Raw genomic sequence first — 12254 nt, forward strand, 5'->3', positions numbered from 1 at the left:
GCGTATACTGGTCAGGGGTCGTGTCTCTGCTGACACGTGCGACATGCGTACAGGGAAGAGGCCTGATGGCAAAGAAACGGGGAGAGATCGCACGCATCCAGCGCAATGCCCTGAGCGCTGAGGAGGCCGAGCGTCTCTTTGGCACGGTCGATGAGACGGGCCACACAAACGAAGAGACGGCTCGGAGCCAGCGTCGCCGCCGCGGCCAGCGTGGTCAGGGCGTCGATATCGACCCGCTCTCGGATGCCGACCCCTCGGGCTCCAATGTCGAGAAGGTCATCACGCGTACGGCCATCACCTTCGTCATCGTGCTCTTCGTCGCCGTCGTTGCGCTCCAGGTGGTGACCACGGTGGTGCGTCATGCGAGCACGGCCAACCTTGCCGAGGACGTCAACATCACCAACGTTGCCACTGCACTCCAGAATGGCGTCGAGTGGGGCAACGGCTTCACGCAGTTCCCCACGGACTACTCCGTGCAGGAGGCGGACGAGAACACGCACCGCATCGAGGTCACCGTCACGGACACCTCGTCCAAGAACGCCCTCGAGGCCTTCTCCGGGGCACAGATCCAGGCCGCTGCGTTCTCGGTGAACGCCTTGCTCAACCCCAACATCAATACCGTGGTGTACCACGTGAACGTCTATGAGGACGAGAACGGCAAGATACAGGACGCGCACCTCCTGGGGCTCGTGCGACCCTCCGGCAGCATGAAGACCCTCATGACCTTCGTGTGGACCAAGACGACCACGGTTGGCGGTGGCGTACGCTTCAACTGCATCATCACGGGGCTTGACGATGCCACGGCGGCTCAGCTGCAGAAGGCGATCACCTCGGACAATACGCCCCAAGGCATCCTCAGCTCCATTCTGGGCAATGATGGCAATGACACCACAACCACCAAGGTCGACGAGGACGATGGCGCTGACCCACGCGCGGACGGCTCGTCCGATGGCTCCTCGGGCACGGATGCCTCTGCCAAGACGTCCACCACGAGCCAGAACCAGGACACCTCGCTTGATGCCAGCCAGCCTGGTGGCAGGTAGCGAGGGTGTGCCCGCACGTCGCGTGCCAAGCGGCGGGCCACGACAGCTGGTATGTCGCGTTGGTAGGTAGGTCACGCTGGTCGGTAGGCTACAACGGTCGTGCGAGGTTTCCGGAGAAAAATCGTCCCGCATGCTGACTCTTGTCTGCACGCGGGACGAAATGATGAAAAAACCTCGCACAACCAGAAAAGAACCTCGCACGACCAAAGCGATGGTCAAGGTGACAGCAAAAGAGCTGCCCAAACGTCGATGGCTGGGAGGCGGCCTATCGCAACAGGTCGGTCACCTCGCCCAGCACGCTCTCGAAGCTCACGCCGCGCTGCTGATAGTGAGGCTGCTCACGCGAGACGACCATGGCGTCGTGAACCAGCGCCCCCGCAAACCCCACGGCGTCCCTCAGGCTCCTTCCACACATGATGGCCGCAAGCAGCCCCGAGGCAAAGAGGTCGCCCGTGCCGTGCAGCAGGAAGGGAAGCCGCTCACCCGAGGTCTTGTCCAGGTCGACGTCCTGGCCAGCCACAAAGTTGCGGATGAGCCCATCGTTGCGCGCGACGCCCTTTATGACCACGACCTTGGCGCCCCTGTCCAGGAGGGCATCCATCATGCGCGTCACGTAGGCGTCGCTCACGTCCTGCCCCTCGTAGGGGATGCGCGTGAGGATGGACGCCTCCGTGAGGTTGGGCGTGAGGACGTCCGCCCCCTCGACGAGCCTGCCCGTGGCCTCGCACATCTCGTCGCTGTAGGTGGAGTACTTCCTGCCGTTGTCCCCCATCACCGGGTCGACCATGCGCAGCGCCGTGGGGTGCTCGCGGTAGAGCCGCTCGATGACGCCCACCTGCTCGGCCGAACCCAGGAATCCTGAGTAGATGGCATCGAGCTCGACGCCCTCCTGATCCCAGGCATCGAGGTAGTCGTCGAGCATGCTGGTCGTGTCGTGCATGTGGAACACGGGGAAGCCGGTATGCGCCGAGAAGAGCGAGGTGGGGATCGGGCAGACGTCGCAGCCCGCCGCGGAGAGCACGGGGATGGCCACCCCCAGCGAGCAGTTGCCGTAGCCGCACAGGTCGTGCACGGCGGCGACGCGGGGAATGTAGGCCCCCGAGCGTTGGTAGAGCGTGAGTTCCTTGGCAGTTGTCATGGTGTTTCCTCTCACATGGACTTATGGACCAATGCTGTGGGGAAGCATAGGCGAATGGCCTGCCGCAAAGCTGTGCAGCAGGGAAAAATCATAAGATGAAAGTTGAGTAGTAAATAAATTGTGCATATATAGCGGTCTTAGCTCTCCATGATCTATGCTAAATCAACGTTATAGATAGGGAGGTGATTGGTGATGTGCATGACCATGAGGACCTAAAGCAGGCGTGAGGGAGTATGTCGGATCAGATTGTGAGAGGCACAACTGGTCGCCATTCCTTTTATGGGAAAGAAGAATAGAATGCTCGTAACGGCAAAGACAGCACGCGTACAGATGGCGGATGATGGACTAATTCTTGGGGTTGGCTCAAGACGGACTGTGGTTCTAGAATCTGATGCGGAATATGCGTATGCACCACACTTTGCTGGGAGGATCCATGGTCGAAGGCGCAGTGGTAGGAATCATCATGGGGTCGAAGTCGGATCTCCCCGCCATGGAGGGCTGCACGAAGCAGCTCGAGGAGTTTGGCGTGCCCTTTGAGCTGGTCATCGCCTCGGCCCATCGTACGCCCGAGAAGGTCCACGAGTGGGCGGCGGGTGCGGCGGACCGCGGCCTCAAGGTCATCATCGCCGCCGCCGGCAAGGCGGCCCACCTGGGTGGCGTCGTTGCCGCCTACACGCCCCTGCCCATCGTGGGCGTCCCCATGAAGACCTCCGACCTGGGTGGCATGGACTCCCTGCTCTCCATGGTGCAGATGCCCTCGGGCGTGCCCGTTGCCTGTGTGGCCATAGGCGGGGCCAGGAACGCGGCCATCTATGCCACGCAGATCCTGGCGACCTCCGATGCCCGCTGTGCCGAGGCCATCGCCTCCTTCAAGAGGCGGATGGCGGAGGCATAGCGTGGCGGACGGGACCGGCAGGCACCTGAGACGCAGCCCCGCGGGGGGAGCCCCGCACGCCTCCCCGCCTGCATCGGCACGTGCAGCCAGGGGGGCGGCGCCTCGTGCCGTTGGCGTGAGGCCCGTGCGCGTGGGTGGTGGCCGTCATGGTCGTGCGAGGCATCGCGGCGGACGCCGCGCCCGTCCCCCCAGGCGCGGCATCCGCCGCACCGTCTCCAACGTCCTCATCGTGGTGGGCGTGGTGCTGCTCCTGGTTGCCGGTGGCCTGTGGGGCTTCGCACAGCTGCGCTACCACGAGGCCAACGTGCAGAACGAGAGGCTCGCCGCCTATGCCACCGTCTACGATGATGCGAGCCAGGCCCCGCAGATAGACTGGGAGGGCCTCAAGGCCATCAACCCCGACGTGGTCGGCTGGCTCTACGTGCCGGGCACCACCATCGACTATCCCGTGTACCAGTCCACGGACAACGAGTACTACCTGCGTCACTCTGCCACGGGCGACTGGCTGGTGTCAGGCCAGGTCTTCATGGACTACCAGAACACCACTCCCGGCATGGTTGACCAGCAGAGCATCATCTACGGGCACCACATGCTCGACGGCACCATGTTCGAGCAGATAGCCGCCATGGACGACCAAGCCACCTTCGATGGCATCGGCACCATCTGGTACGTCACCGAGCAGGGGGCCTGCGAGCTCGAGCCGCTCCTCCTGTACTACACGCGGGCGGACAACCAGGACGTGCGGCGGTTCGGCTTCGACTCCCCGGACGCCTTCCACTCGTATCTGCAGGGGCTCCTGGGCGATGCCGTCACCATGAGCGTGGATGCCAGCCAGGTCATTGCGGGCACCGACCACGTTCTCTCACTGGTAACCTGCAACTACTATCGTGACTACTACCTGCCGGATGGCACCAACGGCCGTACGGTGCTGGTGTGCGTGCCCAAGGCGGAGGCCGCGGCCGCCCGTGCGGCCTCGGGTGGCTAGGTGGACGTCGGACGAACCGGGGCCAAGCCCCAGACGGGAGAGGCGATGAGCGAGTGCGAGCGGCGGCATGTCACGTACGCGGATGCGGGTGTGGACGTCGAGGAGGGCGCGCGTGCCGTCGACGCCATCAGGGACGCCGTGCGCGCCACGAGCCGCCCCGAGGTCATCGGTGGTCTGGGGGGCTTTGGCTCGTGCTTCTCCATGAGGGGATTCAAGGACATGGAGGACCCGATCCTCGTCTCGGGTACCGACGGCGTGGGCACCAAGCTTGCCATTGCCCAGCTGCTCGACCGCCACGAGACGGTGGGCCAGGACCTCGTGGCCATGTGCGTGGACGACGTGGTGCCCGTCGGTGCCGAGCCGCTCTTCTTCCTGGACTACCTTGCCCTCGGCAGGCTCAAGGCCGAGCATGTCGCCACGATCGTCGGTGGCATTGTCGAGGGCTGTCGCCTCGCGGGCTGCGCGCTCGTGGGCGGCGAGATGGCCGAGCATCCTGGCGTGATGGCCACGGACGACTATGACCTCGCCGGCTTCGTGGTGGGCATCGTCGACCGCCCCAGGATGCTTGGTCCCGAGCGGGTCCACGTGGGTGACGTCATCCTGGGCCTGCCCTCGAGCGGCATCCACTCCAACGGCTACTCCCTCGTGCGCAGGGTGGTCATCGAGGGCAGGACCACAGGGCAGCTCGAAGCCTATGACAGCGGGCTGGGGGAGTCCATCGCCGATGCCGTGCTGCGCCCCACCACCATCTATGCCGGTGCGCTCACGCGCACCCTCAAGGCGGATGCGCCCATCCATGCCATGGCCCACATCACGGGCGGCGGCATCACCGAGAACCTCAATCGTGCCCTGCCGACGACGGTGGACGCCGCCGTCGACCGCGGTGGTGCCGCAGGGCCCGCCTGGCAGGTGCCACCCATCATCACGTACTGCGTGCGGGCGGCGGGCCTTACCCTCGACGAGGCCTACAGGACCTTCAACATGGGGGTGGGCATGAGCCTCATCGTCGCCCCCGGTGATGTGGATGCCGTGCACACGGCGCTTGCCGCCGAAGGGCTGGAACCCTTCGTGATGGGGACGTGCGTGGAGGGCTCCGGAAAGGTGGTCTACCGATGAGCATTTGCTTGGGCGTTCTCATCAGCGGTTCCGGCACCAACCTACAGGCCATCATCGACCGCATGGCGGCCGGTACGCTGGACGCCACCATCGAGCTGGTCGTCTCGTCGCGTCCCAGCGCCTATGGCCTCAAGCGTGCCGAGGCCGCAGGCATCCAGACGCTGACCCTCTCCAAGGAGATCTATGCCGATCCCGAGCGGGCGGACGAGGTCATCGCCAGCTCGCTCAGGCGTGCGGGCGTCGACTACGTCATCATGGCCGGCTACATGCGTATGGTTCACGAACCCATCCTGGCCGCGTTTCCCAACAGGGTCATCAACCTGCACCCGGCGCTCCTTCCTAGCTTCAAGGGGGCGCACGCCATCCAGGACGCCTATGACTATGGGGTCAAGGTGACGGGCGTGACCGTGCACGTGGCCGACGGGCGCTACGACTGTGGCCCCATCATCGCGCAGCGCGCGCTGGCGGTGGAGGAGGGCTGGACCGTTGACGAGCTGGAGGAGCACATCCATGCCATCGAGCATGAGCTCTACCCGGACGTCATCCAACTGCTCGCCGAGGGTCGCGTGCGTGTCGACGGTGGCAGGGTGCACGTTGACCCGCCGCTCGCAGAGGGGGCGGCGGGCGACGGCGCGGCGTCTGTCACGGCGACTCTGTGATAGGCCACCATGCGAAGGTGCGCGGAGACACGGGCGTCGACGTTGGGCAGCGTGTGGGCGCGGCCGTCCTCCATGAGGCACTCCTGACAGGCGACGATGCGGTGCGTTCCCCCCTCACAGAATCCCGAGCGAATCCCTCCCTTGGGTCCTGGCGCATAGGGGATGTGCATCCTCTTGATGGGGTGTGATATATGGACGAGGCTCCAGCGACCTGGGAACCATTCCAACGCGCCCAGACGGCTGCCTGGGGCACCGCCGCAGGGCGTCCGCCGTCGTTTTGTGTGGTGCCGTCCGGCACCGTCGCCTGGGGCGATTGACGGGGACTAGAATGACGCAGATACCAATTTGCGCGAGCCACCGCTCCACGTGTCGCGACGCGAGGGAGATCGAGGCCGCGCCCTGCGCTTTGATGGGAGACATGTATGGGCGACATAACCAAGATAGGCGTCATTGGCATGGGTCACGTGGGGGCGCACGTGGCAAACGCGATTCTCTACCAGGGGCTTGCGGCGGAGCTGTACTGTGTCGACTCCCAAGAGGGTAAGGTGTCCTGCGAGGTCAATGATCTGCAGGATGCCATGCCCTTCTACCCGCGCCAGGCGCGCGTCTACAACTGTCATCAGGACTATGAGGCCCTGCTCGACTGTGACGTGGTGGTCAACGCTGCCGGCCACGTCGCCCAGGCTGCCGGCAACCGCGACGGAGAGCTCGTCTGCACCTCGGGTGAGACCAAGGTGTGGGCGCCACACTTTAGGGGGTACGAGGGCGTCATCGTGACCATTGCGAATCCCTGTGACGTCATTGCGACGCTCGTCTGGAAGCTCTCGGGACTCCAGCCCAACCAGATCGTGGGCTCCGGCACCGCGCTCGATTCCGCGCGCTTCCGCCATGCGCTCTGGACCGAGACCGGCTATAACCCCACCTCCATCACCAGCTGGATGATTGGCGAGCATGGATCCAGCCAGTTTGCCGCATGGTCGCACGTGTCGTTTGGCGCCATGCCCCTCTTGGAGCTCGAGCGGGTCGACCCCGAGCGCTTCACCCTCGACAAGGATGCCATCGAGGAGGCCGTGCGCCAGGGTGGCTATGTCACGTATGATGGCAAGGGATGCACGGAGTACTCCATCGCCAACGCAGCCGTCGAGCTGGTCAAGGCGGTCGTGCAGGACTCCAGGCTCATTACGCCCTGCGGGACGCTGCTGCCAGACGAGGGCTATTATGGTGAGCGCGGGCACTTCACCTCCATCCCCGCGGTCGTGGGTGCCGATGGCGTCGAACGGACGCTCAAGATGGAGCTCTCCCACGACGAGCAGGAGAAGTTCCACGTCAGCTGCAGACACATCCAGGAGAACGTCGAGAGGGTCAGATGCTGGTAGCATTCGTCTATGGGCTGCGCTTGAGGTTGTCGAGGCTTCGCAGGGCCTGCGCCAGCGGGCCCTGGGGCACCCTCAGGCGACTGCCAGGCATCAGGGGAGGCGCCTCGAACCATCATGGCGGACGGCTGTTCCGAAAAGGCCCGAAGCGTCGGGTTGTCCATGCAGCAAATGGGGTACACTAGAGCTCGTTTTAAACGTGAGTCAAAACTTTGAACGTCGCAGGAAGTCCAGATGTCGCGACACGAGGGGTTGGCTCAAGGCAAGGGAGGCAAAGCTCATGCAATCGAAGATAGCGCATGCAGCGGAGCGAAAGGCATTTGGTTTTGCCATCGATCAGATCATCAAGAGTGCTTCTGGCAAGAGTCGCGAGCAGAACGTCGAGCATCTCATCGATATGGCCGGCAAGCTCCTCAAGGACACCTCGCCCGGTGCCACCCGCGGCATCCGCAAGGGCCTGTACCCGGGGTCCAAGTGGGAGAGGTACCTCTTTGACATCATCGACACGGCAGATCACAACGTCCTCAGGCAGACCGTGCTCAACGGCGGCTATGAGGGCGCCTTCCGTGGTCTGCGTGCCTGTACCGAGAATGCCGAGAAGTACCAGTGCAACGTGCCGTGGATCATCCTGTTCGATCCCACGAGTGCCTGCAACAAGCACTGTGTCGGCTGCTGGGCGGCCGACTACGGCAACCGTCTCAACCTCACGTATGACGAGATGGACAAGCTCGTGAGCGAGGCCAAGGCGCTCGGCACCCACATGTTCATGCTCACCGGCGGCGAGCCGCTCGTCCGCAAGGCCGATATCCTCAAGCTGGCTGAGAGGCACAACGACTGTCTGTTCAACATCTTCACGAACGCCTCCCTCATCGACCAGGCCTTCTGCGACGAGGTCAAGCGGCTGGGCAACATCATCTTCTCCGTCTCGCTGGAGTCGTATGAGCCCTCCGTCAACGACGGCCGTCGTGGCGACGGGTCCTTCGGTGAGGTCATGAGGGCCTTTGACCTCATGAGGGAGAACGGCCTGCTCTTTGGCACCTCCACGGCATACACGCGCGACAACACCGAGGCCGTCAGCTCCGACGAGTTCTTCGATCTCATCATCGAGAAGGGTGCCCGCTGGGCCTGGTACTTCCACTACATGCCCGTGGGCGAGGGCGCCAACGCCGACCTCATGCCCACCGTCGAGCAGCGCGAGTACATGCTGCACCGTATCCGCGAGGTCCGCGCCATCGAGAGCGGCAAGCCCATCTTTGCCATGGACTTCCAGAACGACGGCGAGTTCGTCGGAGGCTGCATCGCCGGTGGCCGTGTGTACTGTCATGTGAACGCCCGTGGCGATGTGGAGCCCTGCGTGTTCATCCACTACTCCAGCGCCAACATCAAGACGGAGGACAGCTGGCTCGACTGCCTGCGCCAGCCCATCTTCCAGGCATACCGCGAGAACTACCCCTGGAACGACAACATGCTGCAGCCCTGCCCCATGCTGGAGAACCCTGCCATCCTGCCGCGCATCGTCAAGGAGTCAGGCGCCAAGACCAGCGAGTACGTTGCGCCCGAGGCTGCCGAGGACCTCTGCAGGCGCACCCTTCCCTATGCCAGGGAGTGGGCTCCCAGGGCCAAGGAGCTATGGCTTGACGAGCACCCCACGGGCAAGAAGGTCTACGAGGACGAGATGTCCATGATGGGTACCGATCGCAAGGCAAAGATCATCGCCCAGGACGACGCCGAGGAAGAGGCGGTGCTCGACTAGCCTGTCACCCATGTCCACGCGCACGCAGAGGGGCCTTGGCCACAGGGGCAAGGCCCCTTTCGTGACCGCGCCGCATGCCACGCCCACGGTTCGTGTGTCGGCGCTCCCCGATGCCCTCGCGCCAACGGCCACCACCACGGCTACGCTTAGTCTTGGCGTGCGCAGCCGCGTCGCCCGCAAGCGTTACAGGTGCACGGTGACGCCCCATCGCTTCTTTTGGCGCCGTCACCCTGCAGTGCGATCCGAGGAGGGATCATGGCTACAGGCACTGGAAAGGTAAAGAACCTCGCACTCGTGGGCCAAGGTGGCGTGGGCAAGACCATGCTGGCCGAGGCCATGCTGCACCTCACGGGCAAGACGTCCCGTCTGGGCGGTCACGCCGGCACCAAGCCCACGCTTGACTACGATGCCGAGGAGGGCGCTCGCGGCTTCTCCATCTCCACCACCATCGCGCCCGTCGAATACGGGGGCTGCCGCATCAACGTGCTGGATGCCCCGTGCTATCCCGACTTCGTGGGCGATGCCTACGGTGCCCTCGCCGCAGCCGAGACCGCCCTGTTCGTCATCGATGCCGCCGCTGGTCCCGGTGCCATCACCACGCGCCTGTGGTATGCGGCCGAGGATTTCTCGCTGGCGCGTGCCCTCTTCATCAACCGCCTCGACCGACCCGACGCGGATTGGGACACCGCCCTGCTTGCGGCTCAGGAGCGCTATGGCAATCGCCTTGCCGCCGTCACCATCCCCATGGGGTCGGGCGAGGCGTTCTCCGGCGTCGTCGACGTGGTGCACCAGAAGGCCCGCACGCTCAGGGACGGGAAGGTGGAGACGACGAACGTGCCCGCCGAGTATGCGGATGCCGCACGTCAGGCCCATGACCAGCTCGTCGAGCTTGTCGTGGAGGCCGATGACGACCTCATGATGAAGTACCTGGATGGCCAGCCCATTACGCCTGAGGAACTCGAGGGCCTGCTTGCCCAGGCCCTCATGCAGCGCGTGTTCGTGCCCGTGTTCGCCGGTTCCTGCGTGCGTGAGGAGGGCGTCATCTCGCTGCTCGAGGATGTGGCGGAGTGGTTCCCCACGATGGCCGACTATGGCCGCGTGCCGCTCGTGAACGGCGAGGAGCTGGAGATCTCCCCGGATGACGATCGTCCCGTGGCCTTCGTGTTCAAGAGCCTGCAGGATCAGCAGAACGGCAAACTCTCCTTCATCAAGGTGCTGGCAGGTACCATCACCCCTGGAACGGAGCTCACCTGCGCCCGCACGCGCAAGACGGAGCGTCTCGGCCACCTCTATCGGATGACGGGACGCGAGACCGTCGACCTCAAGCAGGTGGCCGCGGGCGACGTCTGCGTGGTGCCCAAGCTCGAGGCGCTCACGGGTGATACGCTCTCGGTGACAGGAAAGGTGGAGGCAGCGGCCTTCCGCTTCCCCAACTCGCTCTACCGCGTGGCCATCGAGCCGGACGAACGCGGCAGCGAGGGCAAGGTCTATGCCTTCCTGGAGAGGAGCGCCGAGGCCGATCCCACGCTCTCCGTGGCCCGTGACGAGGACACCGGTCAGACGGTTGTCTCCGCCATCGGCGAGGCGCAGGTGAGCGTCCTGCTCGATCGCCTGGAGGAGCGGACGGGGACCTCCGCGCACACCGTCAGGCTGCGGATTCCCTATCGTGAGACCATCCGTCGCGTGGCCAGCGCGCAGGGCCGCCACAAGAAGCAGACCGGTGGTGCCGGCCAGTATGGCGACTGCTGGCTGCGTGTGGAGCCCAACCCCGGGGCCGGCTATGAGTTCGTGGACGAGGTCGTGGGCGGCCATGTCCCGCGCAACTTCATCCCGGCCATCGACAAGGGCGTGCAGGAGACCATGGCCGACGGCGTGCTTGCGGGCTATCCCATGATCGATGTCAAGGTCGCCGTGTATGACGGCTCGTACCACCCGGTGGACTCCAACGAGATGGCCTTCAAGACGGCGGCGCGCATCGGCTTCCAGAAGGCCGTGGCACAGGCGGAGCCCGTGCTGCTGGAGCCCATGGCACACCTCTCTATCACCGTGCCCGACAGCTATGCCGGCTCCGTGATGGGCGACGTCTCCGCATCGCGCGGCCGCATCGAGGGCATGAACGCCGCGTCCGACAAGGGTGCCTTGGCGGGATCGACCACCATAGAGGCGACGATCCCCTACGCCGAGGTCACGGACTACGCCACGCGCCTTCGATCGCTCTCGCGCGGTACCGGTGAGTTCACGCTCGAGCTCTCCGGCTACGAGCAGGTGCCGCACGATGTACAGGAGAGGCTGGCGGCCGAGTACGAGCAAAAGCGGGCAGGGGGCAGGTAGACCGACCGAACTGCCTGTTGCGCCTCGAGTGCTCCTGCCCTCACGGCAAGAGACCCCTGTTGTGAGGGCACTATCTCTGGCCGGCTGGAGGCGCCGCGCCGCCGTACAGGCGAAACCCTCCCCAGCGGCATCCGTCTTTCCACGCACGCCTGTTAGGGTATGTTCAGCTGTGAGGGAGACGGCACGGGGTGGGCGCAGGTGCGTCCAAAGGGGATGCGTCCGGTGCCCCACGGTACGGGGTCGTGGGGGGTTGCCCTGCGTGCCAGGAGCGCACGGGAGGGGAAGCGCATGGAAGAAGTCAGGGTAATCGAGCTCAAGGAGAGCGTCTTCGCCGACAATGACGCCGAGGCGGACCGCGTGCGTGAGGACCTCAGGTCTCGCGGGCAGTTCCTCCTCAACGTGATGAGCTCGCCCGGATCCGGCAAGACCGCCACGCTTGCGCGCCTCATCAACCTTCTCAAGGACGACTATCGTATAGGTGTCATGGAGGCCGACATCGACGGTGCCGTGGACACCGACCGCATCATCTCGCAGACGGGCGCCCGCGCCATCCAGCTTCACACGGGCGGCATGTGCCACCTCGACGCCGGCATGACGCGCACGGGCATCGATTCACTTGACGCTACAGGCCTTGACCTTGTCTTTCTTGAAAACGTCGGCAACCTTGTATGCCCCGCCGAGTTCGACACCGGGGCCTCCAAGAATGCCGTGATCCTCTCCGTTCCCGAGGGAGACGACAAGCCGCTCAAGTACCCCCTCATGTTCGAGAGGGCCGACATCGTCCTCCTCAACAAGATCGACGTGCTGCCCTACTTCGACTTCGGCCTCGATGTGTTCGAGGTCCACCTCCGCCAGCGCAACCCCAACTGCCAGCTCATCAAGATTTCAGCCAAGACGGGTGAGGGCATGGACCAGCTTGCCGATTGGGTTCGTCACGAAGTCGACCTCTGGAGGGCGTAGA

Annotated in this window: 10 protein-coding genes; 9 read left to right on the top strand and 1 reads right to left on the bottom strand. The window is 64.5% G+C overall.

All coding sequences use genetic code 11. From position 1 onward, the window contains the following. The first annotated feature begins 65 nt into the window (after window positions 1–65). Window positions 66–1043: a hypothetical protein gene (locus HMPREF1316_RS12495; protein ID WP_021727450.1), complete on the top strand. Its 978-nt coding sequence runs from the start codon at window positions 66–68 to the stop codon at window positions 1041–1043. A gap of 265 nt (window positions 1044–1308) precedes the next feature. Here the strand turns inward: HMPREF1316_RS12495 and HMPREF1316_RS12500 are convergent, their stop codons facing one another. Then, window positions 1309–2181, bottom strand: a complete 873-nt coding sequence (locus HMPREF1316_RS12500; protein WP_021727387.1) for a bifunctional hydroxymethylpyrimidine kinase/phosphomethylpyrimidine kinase — start codon at window positions 2179–2181, stop codon at window positions 1309–1311. 433 nt (window positions 2182–2614) lie between these two features. Between HMPREF1316_RS12500 and purE the strand changes: the two genes are divergently transcribed. From purE to hypB, 8 genes are all read left to right on the top strand, one after another. Next, complete coding sequence (gene purE / locus HMPREF1316_RS12505) at window positions 2615–3076, top strand: 5-(carboxyamino)imidazole ribonucleotide mutase (protein ID WP_040652589.1); 462 nt, start codon at window positions 2615–2617, stop codon at window positions 3074–3076. A gap of 115 nt (window positions 3077–3191) precedes the next feature. After that, window positions 3192–4061, top strand: coding sequence for a class B sortase (locus tag HMPREF1316_RS12510; RefSeq protein WP_051333024.1), 870 nt, complete (start codon window positions 3192–3194; stop codon window positions 4059–4061). A gap of 45 nt (window positions 4062–4106) precedes the next feature. Next, entirely contained in the window at window positions 4107–5177 is a 1071-nt protein-coding gene (gene purM, locus HMPREF1316_RS12515) for a phosphoribosylformylglycinamidine cyclo-ligase (protein WP_040652591.1), read from the top strand. Then, window positions 5174–5836, top strand: coding sequence for a phosphoribosylglycinamide formyltransferase (gene purN / locus HMPREF1316_RS12520; RefSeq protein ID WP_021727388.1), 663 nt, complete (start codon window positions 5174–5176; stop codon window positions 5834–5836). The genes purM and purN overlap by 4 nt, the downstream gene beginning before the upstream one ends. A gap of 422 nt (window positions 5837–6258) precedes the next feature. Further along, window positions 6259–7212 carry a lactate/malate family dehydrogenase gene (locus HMPREF1316_RS12525; RefSeq protein WP_021727434.1) on the top strand — a complete coding sequence of 318 codons (954 nt, stop codon included), beginning with the start codon at window positions 6259–6261 and terminating at the stop codon, window positions 7210–7212. A gap of 277 nt (window positions 7213–7489) precedes the next feature. After that, window positions 7490–8962, top strand: coding sequence for a radical SAM protein (locus HMPREF1316_RS12530; protein ID WP_021727351.1), 1473 nt, complete (start codon window positions 7490–7492; stop codon window positions 8960–8962). Between the two features lie 255 nt (window positions 8963–9217). Further along, window positions 9218–11293 carry an elongation factor G gene (locus HMPREF1316_RS12535; protein WP_021727353.1) on the top strand — a complete coding sequence of 692 codons (2076 nt, stop codon included), beginning with the start codon at window positions 9218–9220 and terminating at the stop codon, window positions 11291–11293. Window positions 11294–11581: 288 nt separating this feature from the next. Beyond that, on the top strand, window positions 11582–12253 hold the full coding sequence (gene hypB / locus HMPREF1316_RS12540; RefSeq protein ID WP_021727414.1) for a hydrogenase nickel incorporation protein HypB: 672 nt from the start codon (window positions 11582–11584) through the stop codon (window positions 12251–12253). Window position 12254 lies beyond the last annotated feature (1 nt).

Origin of the sequence: Olsenella profusa F0195, from assembly GCF_000468755.1 — a bacterium.
Taxonomy (GTDB): Bacteria; Actinomycetota; Coriobacteriia; order Coriobacteriales; family Atopobiaceae; genus Olsenella_F; species Olsenella_F profusa.

Excerpts from the sequence above, each read along its gene's own strand:
- HMPREF1316_RS12530 (WP_021727351.1), top strand. The coding sequence starts at position 7,490 with ATGCAATCGAAGATAGCGCATGCAGCGGAGCGAAAGGCATTTGGTTTT.
- HMPREF1316_RS12495 (WP_021727450.1), top strand. The coding sequence starts at position 66 with ATGGCAAAGAAACGGGGAGAGATCGCACGCATCCAGCGCAATGCCCTG.
- purN (WP_021727388.1), top strand. The coding sequence starts at position 5,174 with ATGAGCATTTGCTTGGGCGTTCTCATCAGCGGTTCCGGCACCAACCTA.
- purE (WP_040652589.1), top strand. The coding sequence starts at position 2,615 with ATGGTCGAAGGCGCAGTGGTAGGAATCATCATGGGGTCGAAGTCGGAT.
- purM (WP_040652591.1), top strand. The coding sequence starts at position 4,107 with ATGAGCGAGTGCGAGCGGCGGCATGTCACGTACGCGGATGCGGGTGTG.
- HMPREF1316_RS12535 (WP_021727353.1), top strand. The coding sequence starts at position 9,218 with ATGGCTACAGGCACTGGAAAGGTAAAGAACCTCGCACTCGTGGGCCAA.
- hypB (WP_021727414.1), top strand. The coding sequence starts at position 11,582 with ATGGAAGAAGTCAGGGTAATCGAGCTCAAGGAGAGCGTCTTCGCCGAC.
- HMPREF1316_RS12500 (WP_021727387.1), bottom strand. The coding sequence starts at position 2,181 with ATGACAACTGCCAAGGAACTCACGCTCTACCAACGCTCGGGGGCCTAC.
- HMPREF1316_RS12525 (WP_021727434.1), top strand. The coding sequence starts at position 6,259 with ATGGGCGACATAACCAAGATAGGCGTCATTGGCATGGGTCACGTGGGG.